The sequence below is a fragment of the Streptomyces sp. NPDC054841 genome, from assembly GCF_053611045.1.
Window position 1 is genome coordinate 1 of the sequence record NZ_JBSGZO010000340.1, and the last position, 9,481, is coordinate 9,481.

Annotated in this window: 7 protein-coding genes and 1 pseudogene; 5 read left to right on the forward strand and 3 right to left on the reverse strand. The window is 72.2% G+C overall.

The features are described from left to right. Positions 1-523 (reverse strand): glutamate racemase (locus ACWGI8_RS32175; protein WP_453666307.1); only part of this gene is annotated, 523 nt, incomplete at its 3' end. A 58-nt stretch (positions 524-581) separates the two neighbouring features. Here ACWGI8_RS32175 and ACWGI8_RS32180 point away from each other — a divergent pair. Then, a complete protein-coding gene (locus tag ACWGI8_RS32180) occupies positions 582-1,766 on the forward strand; it encodes a glycosyltransferase (protein ID WP_453666309.1) in 1,185 nt (394 codons plus the stop codon). Between the two features lie 13 nt (positions 1,767-1,779). Here the strand turns inward: ACWGI8_RS32180 and ACWGI8_RS32185 are convergent, their stop codons facing one another. Next, entirely contained in the window at positions 1,780-3,045 is a 1,266-nt protein-coding gene (locus tag ACWGI8_RS32185; protein ID WP_453666310.1) for a TerD family protein, read from the reverse strand. A 251-nt stretch (positions 3,046-3,296) separates the two neighbouring features. Here ACWGI8_RS32185 and ACWGI8_RS32190 point away from each other — a divergent pair, with 251 nt between their 5' ends. The 4 genes from ACWGI8_RS32190 (at position 3,297) to ACWGI8_RS32205 (ending at position 7,982) form a co-directional block, all read left to right on the forward strand. After that, a complete protein-coding gene (locus ACWGI8_RS32190; protein ID WP_453666311.1) occupies positions 3,297-3,746 on the forward strand; it encodes a DUF6643 family protein in 450 nt (149 codons plus the stop codon). An 84-nt stretch (positions 3,747-3,830) separates the two neighbouring features. Next, positions 3,831-4,655, forward strand: coding sequence for an MOSC domain-containing protein (locus ACWGI8_RS32195; protein ID WP_453666313.1), 825 nt, complete (start codon positions 3,831-3,833; stop codon positions 4,653-4,655). A gap of 163 nt (positions 4,656-4,818) precedes the next feature. Further along, positions 4,819-5,418 (forward strand): Rv1733c family protein, encoded by a 600-nt coding sequence (locus ACWGI8_RS32200; protein WP_453666315.1) that lies wholly within the window; start codon positions 4,819-4,821, stop codon positions 5,416-5,418. Positions 5,419-5,576: 158 nt separating this feature from the next. Further along, on the forward strand, positions 5,577-7,982 hold the full coding sequence (locus tag ACWGI8_RS32205; RefSeq protein WP_453666316.1) for a right-handed parallel beta-helix repeat-containing protein: 2,406 nt from the start codon (positions 5,577-5,579) through the stop codon (positions 7,980-7,982). On the opposite strand, the pseudogene ACWGI8_RS32210 reads toward ACWGI8_RS32205, so the two are convergent. Further along, positions 7,952-9,481 (reverse strand): annotated as a pseudogene (locus ACWGI8_RS32210) (hypothetical protein); the annotation flags it as partial. The gene ACWGI8_RS32205 and the pseudogene ACWGI8_RS32210 overlap by 31 nt on opposite strands.

Here is a 9,481-nt window from a genome sequence, read left to right on the forward strand (position 1 = left end):
GGACGAGGGCGCGTACGTCCATCGGAGTGAGTGCGGCCGCTGCCTCGACGGCACGGGCGATGGCGGCCTCGTCTGCCTGTTCCACGGCGTCGGCGAGTCCGGGGCACGGCACCTCGGTGACGTCGGCGCCGTTGGCGAAGTCCCGGATGAGCGCGCGCTGGTAGGCGCGTCCGGTGGTGGCGGGGGTGGCCCAGATGGCGACCCGCCCGCCGGCCGCCGCCGCGGGCTTGATCGCGGGGACGGTACCGATGACGGGGAGGCCCGGCTCCAGCTCCGCGCGCAGCGCCGGCAGGGCGTGCACGGAGGCGGTGTTGCAGGCGACGATCAGGGCGTCGGGGCGGTGTGCGGCCGCTGCCCGGGCCACGGCGAGCGCGTGCTCGGTGACGTCGTCGGGGGTACGCGGGCCCCACGGCATCCCGTCGGGGTCGGAGGAGAGGACCAGATCGGCGTCCGGCCGCAGCCGGCGCACCGCGGCGGCCGCCGCGAGGAGGCCGATTCCGGAGTCCATGAGCGCGATCTTCACCCGGTTACCCTAGCCGACGGCCCTTGCGGTCCCCGCGTAGTGGGGCACACTGCGGCGAATGAGCACCATTGCGTGGATCGCCGTGGGATCCCTGGCCGCCTGGCTGTGGCTGCTGCTGGGGCAGGGCTTCTTCTGGCGTACGGATCAGCGGCTGCCGCGGCGTACGGCACCGGGGACCTGGCCGTCCGTCGTGATCGTCGTACCGGCCAGGGACGAGGCCGGTGTGCTGCCGGAGAGCCTGCCGTCGTTGCTGCGGCAGTCGTATCCGGGCGAGGCCGAGGTGATCCTCGTCGACGACGGCAGCACGGACGGTACGGGCGAACTGGCCCGCAAGCTGGCGGAGCAGTACGAAGGGCTGCCGCTGACCGTGGCCTCACCGGGCGAACCGGAAGCGGGCTGGACGGGCAAGCTGTGGGCGCTGCGGCACGGCATCGCGCTCGCCCGCACGCGCCGCCCCGAGTATCTGCTGCTCACCGACGCCGATATCGCGCATGAGCCGGACAGCCTGTCCGAACTGGTCGCGGCTGCGAAGACGAACAGCCTCGACCTGGTCTCGCAGATGGCCCGGCTGCGGGTGGCCACGGGCTGGGAGCAGCTGTTGGTACCCGCCTTCGTCTACTTCTTCGCGCAGCTCTACCCGTTCCGCTGGATCAACAAGGAGCGTGCGAGGGCGACGGCCGCTGCGGGCGGTTGTGTGCTGCTGCGTACGGACACGGCCGAGCGGGCGGGCATCCCGGAGTCGGTGCGCCAGGCGGTGATCGACGACGTGGCGGTGGCACGGGCGGTGCGGAGGGCCGGCGGGCGGGTCTGGCTGGGGCTGGCCGAGCGGGTGGACAGCATCCGTCCGTATCCCCGGCTCGCGGATCTGTGGCGGATGGTGTCCCGGAGCGCGTATGCCCAGCTGCGGCACAATCCGCTGCTGCTCGCCGGGACGGTGGCGGGGCTCTCGGTCGTCTACCTCGCGCCGCCCGTCGCCGTGTTCTCCGTACTGTGCGGCGCGGACACCTCCCGGGACGGGGTGGCCGGCTGGGCGGGGTTCCTGGCGTGGGCGGTGATGGCCGGCACGTACATCCCGATGCTGCGCTACTACCGGCAGACGCTGTGGCTCGCTCCGGTACTGCCGTTCATTGCGCTCCTCTATCTGCTGATGACGGTCGATTCGGCGGTGCAGCACTACCGGGGGCGGGGCGCGGCCTGGAAGGGGCGTACGTACGCCCGTCCCGAAGCCGCACCCGAACGCTGACGACGGCCGTAGGTCACTTCCTGCCGGGTGTCCAGTTCATTCCCCATCCATAGGCGTAATCGATGGTGCGCTGGGGGCTCACGCCTCGTTCGGGTACGAGGTAGCGCGCCTCCCGCTGCACCACGAGGTCGCCGCCCACATTGGTGAGGAGGGCGAGGGCACAGACGGTGGAGGGCACGGTGCAGTCGTCGAGGGAGAAGTCGACCGGCGCGCCGTGCTGCGGCTGGAGGGTGACGGTGGCGTGCAGGTCGGCGAAGCTGCGGGCGCCTTCGTAAACGGTGACGAAGATGACGACGCGGCGGAGCTTGTCCTTGTGGTCGAGGTTGATGGTGAGGTTCTCGCCGGAGGCCGAGGCCCCGGTGCGGTCGTCGCCGTCGAGATGGATGTACGGGGGCTGGTGCAGCGAGCCGTAGGCGTTGCCGAGGGCCTGGACGACGCCCTTGCGGCCGTCGGTGAGTTCGTAGAGGGCGCACAGGTCGAGGTCGAGGTCGCTGTGCATGGCGACGGCCCGGCCGAGCTTGGCGCCCCACCCCTTGAACTGCTTGCGCACCTCCCAGTTGAGATTGACGCGCATGGCGCCGGAGGTGCCGCCCTGCTTGCTGAGCGAGACGGTCGGCGACTCCTTGGTGAGCGTGACCTTGGTGAGGCGCACGGGAGCGTTCGCCGGTGCGGGCGGCGCCGCGGGCGCCGGTGTCATGGGCACCGGGGTGACGACCGGTGCCGCCGGTGCCGGGGGCGCGGCGTGCTGGGGCTCGTCGACGGTGATGCCGAAATCGGTCGCGAGGCCCTGGAGTCCGGTTCCGTATCCCTGTCCCACGGCGCGGAACTTCCACGCTCCCTGACGCCGGTAGAGCTCGCCGAGGATGAAGGCCGTCTCGACCGTCGCGTCCTGGCTTTCGTAGCGCGCGATCTCCGTGCCCGCGGCGGCGTCCAGGACCCGTACGTACAGTCCCGGCACCTGTCCGAAGCTTCCGCCGTCCGCCGAGGCGGCCAGCACGATCCGCTCGATGGCGGGCTCGACGCGCCCGAGATCGACCACGAGGTGGTCGGCCGTCCCGTCGCCGGTGGCGCGCTTGCCCTGGTGACGGACCGCGCCCGAGGCGTGCTCGGGCTGGTTGTAGAAGACGAAGTCCGCGTCGGAGCGGACCTTTCCCGATCCCGAGTCGAGCAGCAGCGCCGACGCGTCGACGTCCGGCACCCCGTTTCCGGAACGCCAGCCCAGTTCGACATGGACGTTCAGCGCGGGTACCGGAACATTGGCTCCTTTGAGCATGGACATCCTCGCCCCCATCGCGGGTCCTCGTACCCCGTGTTCTGTGTGCCGCCAACCTAGCCCGAGCACCGCCGGAACACCCCGGGCGACCCGTGGGTAACCCCTCCTCAGCTTGCCCTTTACAGGATCTAGACGACTCGCGGCGACCGTTTTTCCCAGGTTCGCTCGCATTGGGGATACGTGTTCACTCGTTACACGTCAAACAACCCTCTTATCGGGCTCCCCAACCAGCACATCGTGGGCTTAACTTATGTGCCATGACCTCCCCCCGCTCCACCTACGGTGGCGGTTACTACTCCGCGCCGTCTTTCCCCGACACCCCGATCTACGACTCCCTCGTCGCTGAGCGGGGCACGCCTCAGATCGCACCGATCCGAGTGCCTTCCGTGTACGACACCGGCCACAGCTATCTGCCGGCGTTGCCCGCGGCCCTGCCCGCCCTCCCGGCGGCCCCTTCGCACCCCACGCCTTCGTACGGATACCCGCAGCCGATGCAGCAGCCCGTTCCGCTGCAGCACGCGCCCGCGCCGTACATCCCCCAGCAGCCGGCCGGCCCGCGCGGCTACCCGGGCGCCCAGCCGCAGCCCATGCCCCGCCCGGTCGCGACCGGGTACGAGGCGATGCGCCCCGCGGCGCCGCGCCCGGTGCCCGCCCAGGCGCCGTACGACGATCCGTACAACCGCCCCTACCAGGGCGGCGGGTACTGACCGGGAGGTGACCCGCCGGCTGTCCGACGGGTCATCCCTCAGGTGACCGGACGGGAGGTCCGGAGCGGCTGGCAGGATGGCTGTATGTCCACTCCACTGCTCCGTTCCGTCCATATCCATCCGGTCAAATCGGTCGCGGGCTACGCGGTCGATGAGGCCGTCGTGGAACCGTGGGGGCTCGCCGGGGACCGGCGGTGGATGCTGGTCGACGCCGCTGGCAGAGCCGTCACGCAACGCCAGCAGCCGCGGCTGGCGTTGGCAGCCGCCACATCGCTGCCGGACGCCGGCATCCGGCTGTCCGCACCCGGGCAGGCGCCGCTGAGCGTCGCGGTGCCCGGGCCGGTGGGCACGACCGCGGTGGAGCTCTTCGGGGAGAAGCTGGAGGCGGTGCCCGCCGGCGCCGCCTCCGACGCATGGTTCAGCGCGTACCTGGGCGCACCGGTCCGGCTGATGCATCTCGACGATCCGGCGTACCGGCGTCCTGTCGATCCCCGGTACGCGCTGCCGGGCGAGACCGTGTCCTTCGCCGACGGCTTTCCCCTGCTCGTCACGTCCGTCGCCTCGCTCGACGCGCTCAACTCACTCATCGCCCAGGGGGACCACGCCGACGAGGGTCCACTGCCGATGAACCGCTTCAGGCCCAATCTCGTCGTGGACGGCACGGCGCCCTGGGCCGAGGACGAGTGGAAGCGCATCGCCGTCGGCGAGGTGACCTTCCGGGTGGCCAAGCCGTGCGGCCGCTGTGTCATCACCACCACCGACCAGACGACCGCGGAGCGCGGCAAGGAGCCGCTGCGCACCCTCGCGCGGCACCGCCGCTTCGGGGACCAGCTGGTCTTCGGACAGAACGTGGTGCCCGAGCACACGGGCACCGTCCGCGTCGGGGATCCGGTCCGCGTCCTCGGCTGAGGGATCACCCGTCCGGCGGGAACCCGGGGCGTCGGCGCGCGCGTTGGGACAATGGCACGGGCCGAGCACGGGTGAGATGGCTCTCTCTTCGTTCCATCCGCGCGTACGCCGTTGCGTACGGGGCTAAGACGGACGCAGAAGGGGGTGCGGGACGGTGCGAGCGATGGCGGGACTCTGGCGCTGGCGGCACAACCCCGTGCGCCGCACAACCGATCTGGTCGAGGCGTGGGTGGCGCTGGCCACCGTGCTGCTGCTGGCCCTTGGAGTGCCGGCCACCGGCTGGGTCTGCGGCAGCCTGACCGACGGCGCCCTCGAGCGGTCCGTGCGCGTCCAGCACGAGGAGAGACACACCACGACGGCCCGTGTGGTGCGGGCCGCGACGCCGTCGCAGCGCTCCGCCGCCGACCCGGAGGCGGCCATGGAGCACCGGATACGCCGGATGGTGGTCGCCGAGTGGACGAGCGCCGACGGCAGCCGGCACAGCGGTACGGTCGCCACCACCCCGCGCGCCTCCGATCCCGGGGACACCTTCCTGGTCTGGACGGACGACCGCGGGCAGGCCGTCAGCCGTCCCATGAACCGGGACACCGCGCGGGCGCACGCCGTGATCGCGGGCCTCGGGTCGGCCGCCGTGGCCGCGGGGCTCGTCGAAGGAACCAGACGGCTGGTCGTACGGCGGCTGATGCACCGGCGGTACGCGCAGCTCGACCGTGCGTGGGCAAAGGCCGGTCCCGACTGGGGCCTCACGGGCACGGTCAGCTGACCGGTCAACTCCCGATCGCCGCGCGCGCTACGGTGGTGCGACCCCGTCCCGCGGGGGCGGCGGGCATCGCTCCCGGCCGGCACACCGCTGTGCACATCACCGGCAGAGCACGCAGCACAGCACGCAAACGACGCACGAGGTGGGGGCAGAGCAGCACCATGGCACAGGGCACGGTCCAGGTGACGCACACCGGCACATCGCGGTGGCGGCGCCGCACAGGCGAGTACGCCTCCCTCGCCGCAGCCCTGGAGGCCGCAGGCGACGGTGACATCCTCACCGTCGCGCCCGGGACCTACCGGGAGAACCTCGTGGTGCAGCGCGCGGTGACCCTGCGCGGACCCGAGGGCTCGGTCGGCTCGGTGCGGATCGCCCCGACCGAGGGCGTGCCGCTGACGGTCCGCGCCGCGGCGACGGTGCAGGACCTGCATGTCGAGGGGCAGGACGCGGCGGCGCCCGCGCTGCTCGTCGAGGACGGCACACCGGAGCTCATGGATCTCCGGATCGTGACCCGCTCGGCCGCGGGAATCGAGGTGCGCGGTGCGGCCCGCCCGACCGTGCGGCGCTGCACCGTCGACAATCCGGCCGGGGTGGGCATCGCCGTACTGGACGGCGCGGGCGGCGTGTTCGAGGAGTGCGAGGTCGTCGCGGCGGGACAGGCCGGGGTTTCGGTGCGTGGCGGGGCGCATCCGCGTCTCGAGCGCTGCCGGGTGCACCATGCCTCGGGCTCCGGGCTGAGCGTCACCGGCGAGGCCAGTGCGCTGGAGGCGCTCGGCTGCGAGGTGTACGAGATCAAGGGCACGGGTGTGCAGATCGCCTCGCGCGCGACGGCGCATCTGACGGACTCGCAGGTGCACCGCACCTCCTCGGACGGCATCACGCTCGACACGGACGCGGTGCTCACCCTCTCCGACTGCGACATCCACGACGTTCCCGAGAACGCGGTGGATCTGCGGTCCCGTTCGGTGCTCACGCTCACCCGCTCGACCGTGCGGCGGTTCGGCCGCAACGGTCTGTCGGTGTGGGATCCGGGCACCCGCGTGGACGCCAACCAGTGCGAGATCCACGACAGCACAGGTGACTACCCGGCGGTCTGGGTCAGCGACGGCGCGACCGCCGTTCTCGACTCCTGCCGGGTGCACGACGTCCCGGACGCCCTGTTCGTCCTCGACCGCGGTTCGCGCGCCGACGTGGTCGACAGCGACCTGTCCCAGGTGCGCAACACGGCGGTGTCGGTCAGCGACGGCGCCACCGCCCAGCTCGACGACTGCCGTATCCGGGAGGCGTCCACGGGCGCCTGGTTCCGCGACCACGGCAGCGGGGGCACGCTCAACAACTGCACCGTCGACGGGGTGCAGACGGGTGTCATCGTGACCAAGGGCGCCGACCCGACGATCGAGCGGTGCACGGTGACATCGCCCGCGGAGGCCGGCTTCTACGTGTCGGCCGAGGGCCGCGGCACGTTCCACGGCTGCCGGGTCACGGGCAGCGGCGGCTACGGCTTCCATGTGATGGACGGCTGCCGTACGACGCTGACGCGCTGCCGCACCGAGCGATGCGCTCGCGGCGGTTACGAGTTCCCCGGGGACGGCACCGTCGTGGAGGAGTGCACGAGCGACGAGAGCGCTGTGCGTGCCGTGCCCGCGCAGACCCCGGCGGTGGTCACTGCCACGCAGTCGCCCGGGCTCCTCGGCATGATCCCCGGGCAGCGCGCCGGCGAGCCCGCCGCCTTGGCCGGCCCCGCGGTGCCCCCCGCACGGACCTCGGACGCGGTCCTCGGTGAACTGGACGGGCTGGTGGGCCTGGAGAGCGTCAAGCGCGAGGTCCGTACGCTCACCAACATGATCGAGGTCGGCAGACGGCGCCAGGAGGCGGGCCTCAAGGCGGCGTCGGTCCGCCGCCATCTGGTCTTCACCGGCTCCCCCGGCACGGGCAAGACGACGGTGGCCCGGCTGTACGGCGAGATCCTGGCCTCGCTGGGGGTGCTGGAGCGCGGGCACCTCGTCGAGGTCTCCCGGGTGGACCTGGTCGGCGAGCACATCGGCTCCACCGCCATCCGTACGCAGGAGGCGTTCGACCGGGCGCGCGGCGGGGTGCTGTTCATCGACGAGGCGTATGCCCTCTCCCCCGAGGACTCGGGGCGGGACTTCGGCCGCGAGGCCATCGACACCCTGGTGAAGCTGATGGAGGACCACCGGGACGCGGTGGTGGTGATCGTCGCCGGTTACACGGCGGAGATGGAGCGGTTCCTGTCCGTCAATCCCGGTGTGGCGTCCCGTTTCTCACGGACCATCACCTTCAGCGACTACGTGCCGGACGAGCTGTTGCGGATCGTGGAGCAACAGGCCGAGGAGCACGAGTACCGGCTGGGCGAGGGGACGGCCGAGGCGCTGCGGAAGTACTTCACGGCGCTGCCCAAGGGGCCCGCGTTCGGCAACGGCCGGACCGCGCGCCAGACGTTCGAGTCGATGGTGGAGCGGCACGCGAGCCGGGTCGCCGTGCTCGCCGAGGCGAGCACGGACGACCTGACGCTGCTCTATCCGGAGGATCTGCCCGAACTGCCCTGAGTCCGGACGGCTTCGGACCGCTGGCGGGGCAGCGGAGGCGGCAGCCGGTCGAGCAGTTCCTCCCGCTCCTGTGCGAAGGCCGGATCGGCCTGGTATTCGGAGTGTCCGAGGATCGGCTCCGGCAGCGGATGCGTGTCCGTACGCCCGTACACCACGGGGTCCTTGAGCGCGTCCCGGTCCACCTGGGGCTTCCCGGCCTCGGCGGGGAGCCCCACCGGACCGCCGATCGGGTCGGTGTGCCGCCACAGATTGCGCCAGCAGTGCAGCTCCTGGTGAAGTGCGCGCAGCGGGACGGGCCCGAAGTAGGCGGGGAACCAGCGGCCGTAGAGCCGCTCCAGCGGTGATCCGTACGTCAGCAGGGCGACCCGGCGGCGGGTGGCGACGGGAAGCTGCCAGACAGCTGCGGCCGCCAGCACACTGCCCTGCGAGTGACCGGAGATGACGAGCCGTCCGCCGGTGCCGGCGGTCCAGGACGCCATCCGCCAGGTGAGGTCGGGGACGGCCCGCTCGGCATAGCAGGGCGGGGCGAACGGGTGGGCGGCGCGCGGCCAGAACGTACCGACGTCCCAGAGGATGCCGATCGTGCGGCGGGCCGAGGCGTCCCGGTACGCGCGCCGGCCCCAGGTGACGAAGAGCAGGAAGCCGAGCCCGATCAGCCAGGAGCCGAGGGTCTGGGCGACGTCCGCCGCGGCCTCCACGGCCGGGTGGGCCCGGTCGAAGGCTTCGGCCGGCACCTCGCCGCTCACCCAGGCACCGGCGACCGCGCCCGCGCCGAGCAGCAGGGTCGCCGTGCAGATGATGCCGATGACGGTGGGAGCCGCGTCGGTCAGCGCAGCCCGCGCCCGGGTGCCGGCGATCCGGCGGGTACGGACGCTGTCGGGCCGCTCCTGCGGATAGTCCTCCTCGACCCGGCGGCCGAGGAACCGCGCGGCGCGCCAGGTCCGTACGCCGAGGACCGCGAGCGGGACGAGCAGCAGGAGCAGCAGGACGGGGATGACGGACGACTGCCAGCTGAGCAGCACCGGGGGACCGGTGATCGGTCCCTGCCCCGTGCCGGGGGTGCCGGGGCCGTCCAGCCAGTCGGCGACGCTCTGGGCGACTCCGCCGGTCATGACGCCCCCCAGTGCACAGGCGAGCAGGGCGACGGCCGGGCCGCCCAGTCCGTACATGGCGGTACGCGCGTGCCGGACACGGCGGTACAGGACGTGCGCGGCGATCGCGAGCGCGACCACGAGGGCTCCCTGGGCCAGGGTGATGACACGGAAGGCGGTGTCGCCCGGGAGGGTGCCGCGGGAGTGCCAGCCGGGCCGCGACCACGAGGCATACAGCATCGACAGGGCGAGCAGTACGAGGGAGGCGGTGGGCAGCCAGTTGACGACGGCGCGGTCGACGCGGTTGTCGAGGACGTTCTCGCTGCGTCCGCGGCGGAAGACGACCGCGACGACGAAGATGCCCGTGACGGCGAGCACCGACTCCAGGGCCCAGCCCATGACTTCGAG